Below are 14,310 nucleotides of genomic sequence, written 5' to 3'. Positions count from 1 at the left end.
AAGTACGTCAGTAACGCCTGCACTTTCCAAAACGGCACGCATTGCACCACCTGCAATAACTCCAGTACCTGGAGAAGCTGGTTTGATCAACACAAAACCACCACCGTATTTACCTAACTGCTCGTGAGGGATTGTACCTTTCAATACAGGAACCCTTACAAGATTCTTTTTCGCGTCTTCGATACCTTTAGTAATTGCATCTGTTACTTCATTGGCTTTACCAAGTCCATAACCTACAACACCTTTTCCATCTCCAACTACTACTATTGCTGAGAATGAGAACCTTCTACCACCTTTCACCACTTTGGCTACTCTGTTGATGGCTACTACTTTCTCTTTAAGTTCAGTATCTGTTGCCCTAATGGGTTTTCTTCTAACTTGAGACATAATATCTGATTAAAATTTAAGGCCTCCTTCTCTTGCACCTTCCGCAAGAGCTTTCACATTACCATGATATAAGTATCCACTTCTGTCAAAAACAACTTCAGTGATACCATTCGAAACTGCTCTTTCAGCAAGTTTTTTACCAACCTCTTTAGATACAGCTATTTGAATGTTCTTTGCGGTTCCAAGTTCTTTGGAAGAGGCTTGTGCCAATGTATGACCTTTAAGATCATCTACCAATTGCGCGTAAATCCCAGTATTGCTTTTAAATACTGATAAACGAGGTCTAGAATCTGAACCGGAAATTTTTCTCCTGATACCTTTCTTGATTCTAAGTCTTCTTAAGTTCTTATTAAAAGCCATCTTAATTATTTTTTACCGGCAGTTTTACCAGCCTTACGTCTAATTTGTTCACCTACGAAGCGCACGCCTTTGCCTTTGTAAGGCTCAACTTTACGCAACGACTTGATTTTTGCAGCAACTTGGCCAACCAATTCTTTGTCAATACCCTCTAATGTAACCAAAGGGTTTTTACCTTTAGGGGTTTCTGTCTTCAAAGAAATACTCTCAGGCAAAGCAAAGAATATGTTATGTGAATAACCTAAGGAAAGTTCTAAAACTTGACCTTGGTTAGACGCCTTATAACCTACACCTACCAATTCAAGTTCTTTTTTGTATCCTTCAGATACTCCAATAACCATGTTATTGATCAAAGACCTGTAAAGGCCGTGTAAAGATTTATGTCTTTTGGATTCTGTAGGTCTATCGACAACAATTTGGCTGCCTTCGACTTTTACAGTAATGTCGGGATTCACATCCCTACTTAATGAACCCTTGGGACCTTTAACAGTGACTTCATTGTGTGAAGTCACGTCTACAGTAACACCCGCAGGTATATCTATTGGTTTCTTACCTATTCTTGACATGACGTTATATTAATATACGTAGCAAAGTACTTCTCCACCTACACCCTCATTTCTTGCTTCTTTGTCGGTCATGATACCTTTAGAAGTAGAAATAATTGCGACACCAAGGCCATTGATAACCCTTGGTAATTCTTCATGTTTTACATATTTTCTCAAACCTGGCTTACTAATTCGGCTAAGGCTTACGATGGCATTTTGCTTAGAAGAAGGATTGTATTTCAAAGCTATCTTGATGGTACCCTGAGGGCCATTCTCATCAAATTTATAGTTTTGAATGTATCCTTTATCATGAAGCACCTTCGTGATTTCCTTCTTGACATTAGAAGCAGGTATCTCAACGATTCTGTGAGACGCTTTTATGGCGTTTCTCAACCTTGTCAGATAATCAGCTATTGGATCAGTCATAATTATATAAGTCTAACTACACATCCCCTCTTAGGGCGTGCAAAGTTACACAATGATTTTTAGAATAAAAACTCTTGTTTATTTTTTACCAGCTAGACTTTGTGACTCCAGGGATTTTACCAGCAGATGCCATTTCTCTAAATGTCACCCTATTGACACCAAATTTCCTCATATATCCTTTAGGACGTCCAGTTAATTTACATCTGTTGTGTAACCTAACTCGGGAGGAATTTTTTGGTAATTTATCCAAAGCCTCATAGTCTCCTGCAGCTTTAAGTTCAGCTCGTTTTGTAGCATATTTAGCTACTAGACGCTCTCTTTTTCTTTCGCGTGCTTTAAGTGACTCTCTTGCCATAATTATTCTTGGTTATTTTTGTTAACGAAAGGCATTCCAAAAGCTTTCAAAAGTGCATAGCTTTCCTCGTCAGTATTTGCTGTAGTCACAAAAGTGATGTCCATACCGGAAATTCTATTTACTTTTTCAATACTTATCTCTGGAAAAATGATTTGTTCAGTAACACCTAAGGTATAATTACCTCGTCCATCAAAGCCTTTATCATTGATACCTTTGAAATCTCTAACCCTAGGCAAAGCTACAGTCATCAATCTGTCTAGGAATTCATACATCCTGTCACCTCTTAAGGTTACTTTAGCTCCGATAGGCATACCCTCTCTCAACTTGAAGTTTGATACAGAGGTTTTTGCAATTGTAGCTACTGCTCTTTGACCAGCTATAAGAGAAAGCTCTTCAACACCTTGGTCTACTAATTTCTTATCAGCTACTGCAGCACCAATCCCCTTATTTATGACAATTTTAGTCAACTTAGGAACCTGCATAACAGAACTATACTGAAATTTTTCTTTTAAAGCAGCTACTATTTCTGCGTTATATCTTTCTTTAACTCTAGGTTTAGCCATTGATCACCTCCCCAGTTTTCTTAGAATACCTTACTAATTTACCATTCTCTCCAGCTTTCCTACCAATTCTAGTCGCTTCTCCTGTTTTAGGATCTACTAGCATCAGATTACTTACGTGGATAGAAGCTTCTTTTTTCTCGATTCCTCCCTGAGGGTTATTGGCTGTAGGCTTTACGTGTTTAGTTACCATATTAAGGCCTTCTACAAACGCTCTTCTTTTTTGAAGATTTACAGAGAGTACTTTCCCAGTCTTACCTTTATCATCACCTGACAATACTTTAACAGTATCTCCGGTTTTGATATGCAATTTTGGTTGTTTATTAAATTTCCTTTCCATGATTACAATACTTCTGGGGCCAAAGATACAATTTTCATAAACTGCTTTTCTCTCAACTCTCTAGCTACGGGGCCGAATATACGCGTACCTCTTGGCTCATCATTGTTATTTAAAAGAACAGCTGCATTATCTTCAAATCTGATATATGAACCGTCTTTTCTTCTGATTTCTTTCTTCGTTCTCACGATAACCGCTTTGGAAACGGTACCTTTTTTCATGCTGGAGGAAGATAGAGCTGATTTTACAGTTACAACCACTTTATCGCCAATGGAAGCATACCTTTTTCTGGTTCCTCCCAATACACGGATCACAAGTACTTCTTTAGCACCGGAATTATCCGCTACACCTAGTCTGGATTCTTGCTGTATCATAATTATTTAGCTCTTTCAACGATTTCAACTAATCTCCAACGCTTGTTTTTACTCAGCGGACGAGTTTCGCTAATTTTGACTAGATCGCCTTCCTTAGCATCATTTTTCTCATCATGAACCATAAATTTTGTAGTCTTAGCAACGAATTTACCGTAGATGGCATGTTTTACTCTTCTTTCTACGGCAACTGTAATGGACTTATCCATTTTGTTGCTGACTACCTTTCCTATTCTTTCTTTTCGAAGATTTCTCTCAGTAGTAGCCATTTGTGTATTATTTAGCTATTTTTTTTTCGGTTAAAGCTGTTTTAAGTCTTGCGACGTTACGCTTTACCTCCTTTATTTTATTCGGATTCTCAATTGGAGAAATAGCATGAGCAAATCTCAATTTTGTAAGATTCTCCTTCTCAGCGGCTAATCTCTCGACGATTTCACTTTCGGAAAGTGATCTGATTTCTGAATTTTTCATGATTCTTATTATCCAACGTAATCTCTACGTACTACGAATTTTGTACTTACTGGCAGTTTCTGTTGTGCAAGTCTCAAAGCTTCTTGTGCAACTTCCACACTGACTCCGGTAGCTTCGAAAAGAATTGTTCCTGGCTTGATAACAGCTACCCAGTATTCTGGAGCACCTTTACCCTTACCCATACGAACCTCTGCAGGCTTTTTGGTAATTGGCTTATCAGGAAATATTCTGATCCAAACTTGACCTTCTCTTTTCATGGCTCTAGTCATCGCTATACGAGCTGCCTCGATCTGACGTGACGTGATCCAACCTGCTTCAAGGGATTTGATGCCAAAGTTACCGAAAGAGAGCGTATGTCCTCTTTGGGCGATTCCTTTGACCCTGCCCTTGTGCATTTTTCTATATTTAGTTCTTTTTGGCTGTAACATGATGTCTCACTTATAAGGTGAAATTAGTTATTTCTCTTTCTTCTCTTAGGACCGCCTTCTCTTCTCTTTCCTCTGGCATTGCCACCACCTTTTGGCTCATTGGCAGCACCTACATTTGGAGAAAGATCTCTCTTACCATAAACTTCACCTTTGAAGATCCACACTTTGATCCCAATGATTCCGTAAACGGTATTGGCTTCAGAAATAGCATAGTCAATGTCAGCTCTTAAAGTATGAAGAGGAATTCTTCCTTCTTTATACATTTCAGATCTTGCCATTTCAGCACCTCCAAGTCTTCCTGAAAGTTTAATTTTGATCCCTTCTGCTCCTACTCTCATAGATGCAGCGATAGATTGCTTCATAGCTCTTCTAAAGGAGATACGGGCTTGCAATTGTTGAGCAATTGACTCACCTACCAATTTGGCATCAAGCTCCGGTCTTTTGATCTCAAAAATATTGATCTGAACATCTTTGTTCGTCAATTTTTTAAGTTCCTCTTTAAGTTTATCAACTTCGGCACCACCTTTACCAATTACAACTCCCGGACGTGCGGTATGAATTGTAAGGGTGATTCTCTTCAAGGTTCTTTCAATAATAACCTTGGAGATGCCTCCTTTAGGAATTCTGGCAAGTACGTACTTCCTGATTTGTTGATCTTCATACAACTTTTCAGCGAAGTCTTTACCTCCATACCAATTGGAGTCCCAACCTTTGATAACACCAAGCCTAAAACCAATAGGGTTAACTTTTTGTCCCATAGTCTGATTTTAATTAGATTTTTCAGTTGTTTCTACTTCATCAGCGGTAACTTCTGTACTGTTGAATGAATCAACAATAAGGGTTACATGATTTGATCTTTTACGAATTCTATGTGCCCTACCTTGTGGTGCAGGTCTTAGCCTCTTCAACATGCGTCCACCATCTACAAAAATGGTTTTAACATATAGGTCAGCTTCTTCCAATTTTTCGTCAGGGTTTTTAGCCTGCCAGTTGGCAACTGCAGAAAGCAAAAGTTTATCCAATTTAATTGCCCCATGATTTGGGGTAAACTTTAATATGCTTAATGCATGTCCTACTCTTTTACCTCTTATAAGGTCAGCTACCAATCGCATTTTGCGAGTAGAAGTAGGAACGTTATTTAATCTTGCTACTGCTTCCATGATTATCTCTTTCCTTTATCTTTTTTGGCAATATGACCCCTAAAATTTCTAGTAGGTGCAAATTCTCCTAATTTATGACCAACCATATTGTCTGTTACAAATACAGGAATGAATTTATTACCATTATGCACAGCAAAGGTATGGCCTACGAAATCCGGAGAAATCATTGATCTCCTTGACCAGGTTTTGATCACAGATTTTTTCCCTGATTCGTTCATCACATCTACTTTTTTCGCCAAGTGATGCTCTATATAAGGGCCTTTTTTTAATGAACGTGCCATAATTACTTGGTTCTTTTACTAATGATGAATTTGTTAGAATATTTCTTGCGAGATCTGGTCTTTTTACCTTTAGCAAGTAATCCAGTCCTTGATCTCGGATGACCTCCTGAAGAACGGCCTTCACCACCACCCATTGGGTGATCTACAGGGTTCATCGCCACACCTCTAGTTCTAGGTCTTCTACCTAACCAACGATTTCTACCGGCTTTACCAAGAACAACGTTCATGTGATCTCCATTAGAAACGGTTCCAACAGAAGCCATACATGTCCCAAGAATAAGTCTCATCTCACCTGAAGGCAATTTGACGGTTACATATTTACCTTCTCTTGCCACAACCTGCGCGTATCCACCAGCACTTCTAGCCAATGCTCCACCTTTACCAGGCTTCAACTCAATATTGTGAACAATGGTACCCAATGGAACATTTGAAATTCTCATTGCATTGCCTACTTCAGGAGGCGTAGTGTCACCAGAAATAACTTCCTGACCAACAACCAACCCTTCTGGAGCAATTATATATGCCTTTGCTCCATCCTTATAATATAAAAGTGCGATTCTTGCTGTTCTATTTGGATCGTATTCTATAGCTTTAACTATAGCAGGTACGTCAAACTTGTCTCTTTTGAAATCGACTATTCTATATCTTTGCTTATGACCACCACCGATATACCTGTTGGTCATTTTACCTGAATTATTTCTACCGCCTGATTTTGACATAGGAGCCAACAAAGACTTCTCAGGCTTTGACTTGGTAATCTCGTCAAATGCAGGAGCTACTCTGAATCTGGTTCCTGGGGTTACAGGCTTTAATTTTTTAACTGCCATGATTATGATTCAATTAAATTTCTCCGTAAAAATCAATGATATCTCCTTCAGCCACCTGTACGATAGCCTTTTTGAAAGCATTGCTGAATCCGGATACTATCTTAGTCTTAGTATATCTTGTCTTAGGCTTTCCTGCGTACCTCATGGTACGGATATCAACCACTTTGACATCATACATTTTCTCAACGGCCTTTTTGATTTCTGGCTTCGATGCTTTCTTCTCAACAATGAATCCGTAGATTCCTCGTTCGTTCATCGCAGAAATTTTTTCCGTAATCAAAGGTTTTTTTAGTATATCCATTTTCTTACTGCAATAAAAGGGTTTCTAACTTACTCACTGAACCTTCACACAATACCAAGTTGTCTGCATTCAGTAACTCATAAGTATTAATGCTATCAACAGTAATCACTTTTGCTTTCGGCAAATTTCTGCTCGACAAATAAACATGCTTATTGTTCTCTGGAAGAACCAAAAGAGTCTTTTTATCAGATAAAGAAAGTCCATCCAAAAAGGAAACATAATTTTTGGTTTTGGTAGTATCAAAAGATACATTTTCCAAAACTGTCAATCCGTTTTCCTTAACTTTGTAAGTCAAAGCAGACTTTCTTGCCAATTGCTTAAGTTTTTTATTAAGCTTGAAAGAATAATCTCTTGGTCTTGGACCAAAAACTCTACCTCCACCTTTAAATAAAGGAGATTTTATAGAACCTGCTCTGGCTCCACCAGTACCTTTTTGCTTTTTGATCTTTTTAGTAGATCCTGCAATTTCATTTCTCTCTTTGGATTTATGAGTTCCCTGTCTCTGGTTTGCCAGAAATTGTTTAACATCCAGATAGATCGCATGATCATTAGGCTCAATGGCGAAAATATCGTCAGAAAGAGTGATCTTTCTACCTGTGTCTTCTCCGTTTTGTTTTAATATTGCTAATTCCATTTGCTTACTTCTCTAGAATAACGAAAGAATTTTTTGGACCAGGAACAGAGCCACTTACTAATAGCAAGTTCTTATCTGGATAGATTTTCAAAACTTTAAGGTTAATTACTTTAACCCTATCGCCACCAGTTCTACCAGCCATTCTCATACCTTTAAATACTCTTGAAGGCCAAGAACAAGCTCCAATAGATCCTGGGTGTCTTTGCCTGTTATGCTGACCGTGTGTTTGACCACCGACACCCGCAAAACCATGCCTCTTTACAACACCTTGGAAACCTTTACCTTTAGAAGTACCGATAGCATCAACGAAGTCACCTTCTACGAATACTTTTCCGGCTTCTATGGTTTTACCAAGATCAACCTGACCTTCGAATTCGACCCTAAAGTCTCTGAATTCAACAACTTTCTGTTTTGGCGTAGTACCGGCCTTTTTAAAGTGCCCGATAAGTGGCTTAGGAGTGTTTTTCTCCTTACGCTCACCATATGCCAATTGAACAGCGCTGTACCCGTCTGTTTCAACATTTTTTACTTGCGTCACTACGCAAGGACCAGCTTCTATTAGCGTGCATGCGACATTTCGTCCATCGGCACTGAAAATGCTAGTCATTCCTACTTTTTTACCTATTATTCCAGACATCTTCTGTTATATAATAATCTTGAAACCCAAGTGCTTAAGCAGATGGGTGCTTTTTAAGGACTGCAAAGTTAGAAATTAATATTCGCCTAACAAATCCCAACTATACTATTTTCAAATATTTACGAAAATAAATTTGGATTTTGACAGCAGAACAGTATCTCGTTACAGTCCATTCTCTTTTTTTACTTGGAATACAAAATAAAAACCCATCCACAAAAGCGGATAGGTTTTTATAAAATATGCATCTAAATCTTGTCAGACTTTGATTTCAACATCAACTCCACTAGGAAGTTCGATTTTCATCAAAGCATCAACAGTTTTAGAACTATTGCTATAGATATCTACCAACCTTTTGTATGTACAAAGTTGATATTGATCTCTTGCTTTTTTATTTACGTGTGGTGACTTCAACACAGTGAATTTTTCCTTTTTTGTTGGCAAAGGAATAGGCCCTACAACGATAGCACCGGTAGATTTAACCGCCTTTACGATCTTTTCTGATGACTTATCCACCAATGTATGATCGTATGATTTTAGTTTTATTCTGATTTTTTGATTCATTTCTTCTAAGATTTAGGCTTTCTCACCTTTAACTTTAGCAATTACTGTTTCAGCTATGTTATTTGGAACAGGATCATAGTGAGAGAAGGTAAGTGATGCTGTTGCTCTTCCGGAGGTGATAGTTCTCAAATCCGTTACGTAACCGAATAGTTCAGAAAGTGGAACACTAGCTTTAACTACAGTAGAGGTACCTTTGGTATCCATACCCTTCATCAAACCTCTTCTTCTGTTTAGATCACCTGTGATCGGTCCAGTATACTCATCAGGAGTAACCACATCAACAGCCATGATAGGCTCTAGTAATTGTGGTTTTGCCTTCTTAGCAGCCTCTTTGAAACCTATTCTCGCAGCCAATTCGAATGACAAGGCATCTGAATCGACGTCGTGAAATGAACCATGGAATAGTCTTACTTTCATAGCCTCTACAGGATATCCAGCCAATGGACCATTTTTCATCGCTTCAGCAAAACCTTTTTGGATTGCAGGAATGAACTCCTTAGGAATCACACCACCCACAATACCGTTCACAAAATCAAGACCTGGCTTAATTTCATTGGTTTCAGGATCTGGATCCTTAGGACCAAGTTCAAAAACAATATCGGCGAATTTACCTTTACCACCTGATTGCTTTTTATAAACTTCTTTATGCTCAACATTAGAGAACAAAGCTTCTTTATAAGCAACTTGAGGAGCACCTTGGTTGATATCAACCTTAAATTCTCTTTTCAGACGGTCAATAATGATTTCAAGGTGAAGTTCACCCATACCTCTAAGGATTGTCTGGCCCGTTTCATGATCAGTATTTACAACCAGTGTAGGATCTTCTTCTACAAGTTTGGCAATTGCCATACCTAATTTATCAACGTCCGCTTGGGTTCTAGGCTCAATAGCGTAACCGATAACAGGCTCTGGGAATACCATAGATTCCAATACAACCTTACGGCTTTCGTCACAAAGGGTATCTCCTGTCTTGATATCTTTGAAACCAACAACAGCACCGATATCACCTGCTTGTAATCTTGGTATTTGATTCTGCTTATTAGCGTGCATCTGGAACACCCTGGAAATACGTTCTTTATTGCCAGAACGGCTATTGAAAATATATGAACCAGACTCTAGAACTCCAGAATATGCTCTAACGAAACATAGGCGACCTACAAATGGATCTGTAGCAATTTTAAAGGCTAGACCAGTAAATGGCTCACTTTCGTTGGGAGAGATTCTTACATCTCTTTCTTCACTATCGATTCCATGTGCAAAAATATCATCCTTATCCAAAGGAGAAGGCAATAATTCCATTACAAGATCAAGCATCGTTTGAACACCCTTGTTTTTGAAAGAGGAACCACAAACCATAGGAACAATTTTCATGTCAATGGTGGCAGCTCTCAAGGCGCTCAAAATCTCTGCTTCAGTGATTGAATCCGGATCATCAAAGAATTTCTCCATCAATGATTCATCGTAATCAGCTACAGCTTCCAAAAGGTGCTCTCTGTATTCGGCAACTTCGTCAAGCATATCTTCAGGAATTGGAACTTCTTCGAAAGTCATTCCAAAATCATCCTCATTCCAAACGATAGCTCTGTTATTAATCAAATCAACAACACCTCTGAATCTATCTTCTGCGCCGATAGGTAACTGCAAAGGAACTGCATAGCTCCCAAGCATTTCTTTCACTTGTTTACAAACTTCAAGGAAGTTAGCTCCTGCACGGTCCATTTTATTCACAAAACCGATACGGGCAACTTTATAATTATCTGCAAGTCTCCAGTTAGTTTCTGACTGAGGCTCGACACCATCAACAGCACTGAAAAGAAAAACAAGACCATCCAAAACTCTCAAAGACCTGTTTACTTCAACAGTGAAGTCAACGTGTCCTGGAGTATCGATGATATTGATTTGGTATTTTTGATCTCTGTAATTCCAAAAAACTGTGGTAGCAGCTGAGGTAATGGTAATCCCTCTTTCCTGCTCCTGTGCCATCCAGTCCATAGTAGCAGCTCCATCATGAACCTCCCCTATTTTATGACTGACACCTGAATAAAAAAGAATCCTCTCTGTAGTAGTCGTTTTTCCAGCATCAATGTGTGCTGCAATTCCAATGTTCCTGGTATATCTTAAATCTCTAGCCATTTTATATTAAAATCTAAAGTGTGAGAATGCTTTATTTGCTTCTGCCATTCTATGGGTATCATCTTTTTTCTTAACAGCTGCACCTTCTCCTTTTGCACCGGACATGATTTCACCTGCGAGTCTATCCATCATGGTTTTCTCACCTCTTTTTCTGGCATAAGTGATCATCCACTTGATACCTAGAGACACTTTTCTTTCAGGCCTAACTTCCATCGGAACCTGGAACGTAGCACCACCAACCCTACGACTCTTCACCTCTACAGCTGGAGTAATATTGTTAAGCGCTTTTTTCCAAACCTCAAGACCGTTCTCACCTACTTTTTCTTCAACCTTCTCGATTGCATCGTAGAAGATTTTGTAAGCAATACTCTTCTTACCGTCCACCATAAGGCAGTTAACGAATTTCGTTACCAAAGTATCATTGAACTTTGGGTCAGGAAGAATATATCTCTTCTTTGGTTTCGCTTTTCTCATTTCTTTGTAATGTTTTTAATCAATTATTTTTTTGCTGCAGCGGCCTTAGGACGCTTAGCACCGTACTTAGAGCGACCTTGTTTACGGTCTTTAACTCCTGCAGTATCAAGTGCACCTCTGATAATGTGGTAACGCACACCCGGAAGATCCTTTACACGACCACCTCTGATCAATACGATAGAGTGCTCTTGTAGATTGTGACCTTCTCCTGGAATGTAGGCATTCACCTCTTTACCATTCGTCAACCTTACCCTAGCCACTTTTCTCATCGCTGAGTTAGGCTTCTTAGGGGTGGTAGTGTACACTCTGGTACATACACCTCTTCTTTGAGGACATGCATCCAAAGCTCTAGACTTGGATTTGGTCTCAAGAGTGGTTCTACCTTTTCTTACTAACTGTTGTATAGTAGGCATTTAATAGATAAAATTAATTTAACTTCCTTAAACTTGTGAATTTTGGACTGCAAAGGTAGCCAAATAGGTAAAACAAACAAAATTAAGCTGTTATATTTTATTAGGCTTCTCCGAATGTTCCCCCAAAATTCATTGGGAAACTCGGACCATCTGAACCACCTTCGATTTTACCAAAGGCCTGCTCATATTTTGATATGTTATCTTTTAAAGCAGCAAGCAATCTCTTCGCATGATCAGGTGTCATAATGATTCTAGACTTGACCTTTGCCTTCGGAACTCCAGGCATTAACCGTATAAAATCTATAACAAACTCAGAGTTACTATGCGCTATCATCGCTAGGTTAGAATAAATACCTTCTGCAACTTCTTCAGACAATTCTACGTTGATTTGTTGATCTGGAGCGTTTTGGTTTAGCTTGTCGTCTTCCATTTCTAATATAATTTGATAAAAAAAGGCCTGTACAGTACAGGCCTTTTCATTCTATTTAGATTTAAATTATTTGACAGATTCCTTGGACTTCCTGCTAGATCTTTCTTTTTCACCTGAAAGCCTGTCATAATCATCCTGAGATCCGACAATAATATTTTGAATTATCCTTTGTCCAGTTCCTGCAGGGATTAGGTGACCTACAATCACGTTTTCTTTCAAGCCTAACAATTCATCACGCTTACCTCTGATGGCGGCTTCACTCAATACCTTGGTAGTTTCCTGGAAGGAAGCTGCAGATATAAAGCTTTCAGTACCCAAAGATGCAGCTGTAATACCTTGAAGCGTTGGTTTAGAAACTGCAGTTTCCGCATCTCTCACCTGAACAAGTTTCATGTCTTTACGCTTAAGACTGGAATTTTCATCCCTTAATCTTCTAGCGGTTACAATCATCCCAGGCTTGAGTGTAGAGGAATCTCCAGCATCCATCACAACCTTTTTGTCAAGAATCGTGTCGTTTTCTTCTCTGAAAGCCCACTTGTCAACAATTTGGTTCTGAAGGAAACCTGTATCACCTGCATCAAGAATTTCTACTTTCTGCATCATTTGGCTTACAATTACTTCGATGTGCTTATCGTTGATTTTCACACCCTGTAGTCTATAAACTTCCTGAATTTCGTTAACAAGATACTCTTGAACGGCAGTTGGACCTTTTATCGAAAGGATATCGTTTGGCGTGATCGCTCCATCAGATAACGGTTCACCTGCTCTAATAAAGTCATTTTCCTGAACAAGGATATGCTTCGAAAGAGAAACCATATATCTTTTCTTCACGCCGTCTTTGGACTCGATGAAGATTTCACGATTACCTCTCTTGATACCACCATAAGTCACAACTCCGTCAATTTCGGAAACCACAGCAGGGTTAGAAGGATTTCTTGCCTCGAACAATTCAGTTACTCTTGGAAGACCACCAGTAATATCTCTTGTTTTTCCGACAGATCTAGGGATTTTAACCAAGATTTGTCCAGCACGTACTTTCTCTCCTTCTTCTACAGCAAGGTGAGCACCTACCGGTATGTTATAAGACTTAGCTTCCTCTCCGTAGTTAACTACTACGGCAGGGTTCTTGGTCTTATCTTTGGTATCTATGATTACTTTTTCTCTATATCCAGTCTGATCATCAACCACCTCTTTGAAAGTGATCCCTTGTAAAATAGAATCGAATTCTACACTACCGTCAAATTCAGAAAGAATTACGGCGTTATATGGATCCCAAGTACAAAGTGAATCTCCTTTTGATAATTTTTGACCATCCTTAACATTCAAAGTAGCTCCGTATGGTACGTGGTTTGAAACCAATGTTTTACCAGACTTCACGTCATTGATTTTGATTTCTCCAGATCTACCCATGACAATGGAAACAGCTTCTCCATCCTTATTGGTTGTTTCGATCCATCTCAGTTCTTCTTCAAATTCAACAACACCATCAAACTTGGCATTTATAGTTGATTCAGCAGAAATGTTAGAAGCAGTACCACCCACGTGGAAAGTCCTCAAGGTCAACTGTGTACCTGGTTCCCCAATAGATTGTGCTGCAATGACACCAACAGACTCACCTGCTTGTACCATTCCACCTGTAGCAAGGTTACGTCCATAACACTTGCCACAAACACCTCTTCTTGTTTCACAAGTAAGTACAGATCTGATTTCAACTTCTTCGATAGCAGATTCATCTACTCTTTTAGCAAGTTCATCGGAGATCTCTTGACCACCCTCAAGGATGAGTTCTTCAGAAATAGGATCATATACATCATGGACAGAAACTCTACCTACTATTCTTTCAGAAAGCGGTTCTACGATCTCGTCATTATCTTTAAGCGCTGATACAATCAAACCTCTTAAAGTACCACAATCCTCTTCAGATACGATCATATCCTGGGCAACATCCACAAGTCTTCTTGTCAGATATCCAGCATCCGCAGTTTTCAAAGCTGTATCTGCCAGACCCTTACGGGCACCGTGAGTAGAGATAAAGTATTCCAATACATCCAGTCCTTCCTTAAAGTTGGAAAGGATCGGGTTTTCAATGATTTCACCTACTGAACCCTGAAGGTTTTTCTGAGGTTTGGCCATAAGACCCCTCATTCCACCCAACTGACGAATTTGTTCTCTGGAACCTCTGGCTCCTGAGTGCATCATCATATATATAGCATTGAATCCTT

At 39.1% G+C, this 14,310-nt stretch carries 23 protein-coding genes and 1 pseudogene; all 24 read right to left on the bottom strand.

From position 1 onward, the window contains the following. On the bottom strand, positions 1-387 hold a 387-nt coding region (gene rpsE / locus EA341_RS14540), incomplete at its 3' end, for a 30S ribosomal protein S5 (protein WP_293015837.1). Between the two features lie 9 nt (positions 388-396). Next, complete coding sequence (gene rplR / locus EA341_RS14535; protein WP_293015836.1) at positions 397-747, bottom strand: 50S ribosomal protein L18; 351 nt, start codon at positions 745-747, stop codon at positions 397-399. A gap of 5 nt (positions 748-752) precedes the next feature. Beyond that, the gene (gene rplF, locus EA341_RS14530) at positions 753-1,310 is read right to left on the bottom strand and encodes a 50S ribosomal protein L6 (RefSeq protein WP_293015835.1); all 558 of its coding nucleotides are present in this window, start codon (positions 1,308-1,310) and stop codon (positions 753-755) included. Positions 1,311-1,319: 9 nt separating this feature from the next. Further along, entirely contained in the window at positions 1,320-1,715 is a 396-nt protein-coding gene (gene rpsH / locus EA341_RS14525; protein ID WP_293015834.1) for a 30S ribosomal protein S8, read from the bottom strand. 85 nt (positions 1,716-1,800) lie between these two features. Then, positions 1,801-2,070: a 30S ribosomal protein S14 gene (gene rpsN / locus EA341_RS14520; protein WP_293015832.1), complete on the bottom strand. Its 270-nt coding sequence runs from the start codon at positions 2,068-2,070 to the stop codon at positions 1,801-1,803. Between the two features lie 2 nt (positions 2,071-2,072). Further along, positions 2,073-2,633 carry a 50S ribosomal protein L5 gene (rplE, locus tag EA341_RS14515; protein WP_293015829.1) on the bottom strand — a complete coding sequence of 187 codons (561 nt, stop codon included), beginning with the start codon at positions 2,631-2,633 and terminating at the stop codon, positions 2,073-2,075. Further along, positions 2,626-2,970 (bottom strand): 50S ribosomal protein L24, encoded by a 345-nt coding sequence (rplX, locus tag EA341_RS14510; protein WP_293015827.1) that lies wholly within the window; start codon positions 2,968-2,970, stop codon positions 2,626-2,628. Before rplX ends, rplE begins: the two co-directional genes overlap by 8 nt. A gap of 2 nt (positions 2,971-2,972) precedes the next feature. Beyond that, positions 2,973-3,341 carry a 50S ribosomal protein L14 gene (rplN, locus tag EA341_RS14505; RefSeq protein WP_293015826.1) on the bottom strand — a complete coding sequence of 123 codons (369 nt, stop codon included), beginning with the start codon at positions 3,339-3,341 and terminating at the stop codon, positions 2,973-2,975. Between the two features lie 2 nt (positions 3,342-3,343). Further along, positions 3,344-3,607, bottom strand: a complete 264-nt coding sequence (gene rpsQ, locus EA341_RS14500; protein ID WP_293015825.1) for a 30S ribosomal protein S17 — start codon at positions 3,605-3,607, stop codon at positions 3,344-3,346. A 7-nt stretch (positions 3,608-3,614) separates the two neighbouring features. Further along, positions 3,615-3,809 (bottom strand): 50S ribosomal protein L29, encoded by a 195-nt coding sequence (rpmC, locus tag EA341_RS14495; protein ID WP_293015823.1) that lies wholly within the window; start codon positions 3,807-3,809, stop codon positions 3,615-3,617. Between the two features lie 8 nt (positions 3,810-3,817). Next, positions 3,818-4,237 carry a 50S ribosomal protein L16 gene (gene rplP / locus EA341_RS14490; RefSeq protein WP_293015821.1) on the bottom strand — a complete coding sequence of 140 codons (420 nt, stop codon included), beginning with the start codon at positions 4,235-4,237 and terminating at the stop codon, positions 3,818-3,820. A gap of 23 nt (positions 4,238-4,260) precedes the next feature. Further along, positions 4,261-4,995 (bottom strand): 30S ribosomal protein S3, encoded by a 735-nt coding sequence (gene rpsC / locus EA341_RS14485; RefSeq protein ID WP_106134397.1) that lies wholly within the window; start codon positions 4,993-4,995, stop codon positions 4,261-4,263. Between the two features lie 9 nt (positions 4,996-5,004). Beyond that, positions 5,005-5,397 carry a 50S ribosomal protein L22 gene (rplV, locus tag EA341_RS14480; RefSeq protein ID WP_293015819.1) on the bottom strand — a complete coding sequence of 131 codons (393 nt, stop codon included), beginning with the start codon at positions 5,395-5,397 and terminating at the stop codon, positions 5,005-5,007. Positions 5,398-5,399: 2 nt separating this feature from the next. Next, entirely contained in the window at positions 5,400-5,678 is a 279-nt protein-coding gene (rpsS, locus tag EA341_RS14475) for a 30S ribosomal protein S19 (protein ID WP_009034213.1), read from the bottom strand. 2 nt (positions 5,679-5,680) lie between these two features. Beyond that, a complete protein-coding gene (gene rplB, locus EA341_RS14470) occupies positions 5,681-6,505 on the bottom strand; it encodes a 50S ribosomal protein L2 (RefSeq protein ID WP_293015817.1) in 825 nt (274 codons plus the stop codon). A 13-nt stretch (positions 6,506-6,518) separates the two neighbouring features. Further along, positions 6,519-6,806, bottom strand: a complete 288-nt coding sequence (gene rplW, locus EA341_RS14465) for a 50S ribosomal protein L23 (RefSeq protein ID WP_293015815.1) — start codon at positions 6,804-6,806, stop codon at positions 6,519-6,521. Positions 6,807-6,810: 4 nt separating this feature from the next. Next, positions 6,811-7,440 (bottom strand): 50S ribosomal protein L4, encoded by a 630-nt coding sequence (gene rplD, locus EA341_RS14460; protein ID WP_293015813.1) that lies wholly within the window; start codon positions 7,438-7,440, stop codon positions 6,811-6,813. 4 nt (positions 7,441-7,444) lie between these two features. Then, positions 7,445-8,077, bottom strand: a complete 633-nt coding sequence (rplC, locus tag EA341_RS14455) for a 50S ribosomal protein L3 (RefSeq protein ID WP_293015812.1) — start codon at positions 8,075-8,077, stop codon at positions 7,445-7,447. A 255-nt stretch (positions 8,078-8,332) separates the two neighbouring features. Then, positions 8,333-8,638: a 30S ribosomal protein S10 gene (gene rpsJ, locus EA341_RS14450; protein ID WP_106134403.1), complete on the bottom strand. Its 306-nt coding sequence runs from the start codon at positions 8,636-8,638 to the stop codon at positions 8,333-8,335. A gap of 12 nt (positions 8,639-8,650) precedes the next feature. Further along, on the bottom strand, positions 8,651-10,771 hold the full coding sequence (gene fusA, locus EA341_RS14445) for an elongation factor G (RefSeq protein ID WP_293015810.1): 2,121 nt from the start codon (positions 10,769-10,771) through the stop codon (positions 8,651-8,653). Positions 10,772-10,777: 6 nt separating this feature from the next. Further along, positions 10,778-11,245: a 30S ribosomal protein S7 gene (gene rpsG / locus EA341_RS14440; protein ID WP_293015808.1), complete on the bottom strand. Its 468-nt coding sequence runs from the start codon at positions 11,243-11,245 to the stop codon at positions 10,778-10,780. Between the two features lie 23 nt (positions 11,246-11,268). Further along, a complete protein-coding gene (rpsL, locus tag EA341_RS14435; protein ID WP_009034221.1) occupies positions 11,269-11,658 on the bottom strand; it encodes a 30S ribosomal protein S12 in 390 nt (129 codons plus the stop codon). Positions 11,659-11,758: 100 nt separating this feature from the next. Then, on the bottom strand, positions 11,759-12,088 hold the full coding sequence (locus EA341_RS14430) for a DUF3467 domain-containing protein (RefSeq protein WP_293015806.1): 330 nt from the start codon (positions 12,086-12,088) through the stop codon (positions 11,759-11,761). Between the two features lie 66 nt (positions 12,089-12,154). After that, positions 12,155-14,310 (bottom strand): annotated as a pseudogene (locus tag EA341_RS14425) (DNA-directed RNA polymerase subunit beta'); the annotation flags it as partial.

Source organism: Mongoliibacter sp., from assembly GCF_007692705.1.
GTDB lineage: Bacteria > Bacteroidota > Bacteroidia > Cytophagales > Cyclobacteriaceae > Mongoliibacter.
The sequence above is the reverse complement of the archived record's forward strand: the minus strand, read 5'-3'. Positions and strand labels throughout refer to the sequence as shown.